Raw genomic sequence first — 203 nt, 5'->3', positions numbered from 1 at the left:
ATAATGACGCTCTCTTGGCCATCGCGCTTACCGACAATAGTATCAATCTCAAAGTGTCCAAATTCTTCACGTGTCGCCACTTCAGCGGGTCGTTCTTCAATGCTTAACCCCAGCAGACGGCTGTTTTTATGAGGAGCGTGTTTGGGTAGTCGGCGACTCATCTTCTCAGCGAGGTCTAAGTTACAGACCTCTAAGAGTTGTTC

At 48.3% G+C, this 203-nt stretch carries 1 pseudogene; it reads right to left on the bottom strand.

The features are described 5' to 3' along the window. Window positions 1-203: pseudogene (locus tag FC99_RS13960) on the bottom strand (IS30 family transposase); the annotation flags it as partial.

It is taken from the genome of Levilactobacillus koreensis JCM 16448, assembly GCF_001435525.1.
In the GTDB taxonomy this organism is placed as follows: Bacteria; Bacillota; Bacilli; order Lactobacillales; family Lactobacillaceae; genus Levilactobacillus; species Levilactobacillus koreensis.
The sequence above is the reverse complement of the archived record's forward strand: the minus strand, read 5'-3'. Positions and strand labels throughout refer to the sequence as shown.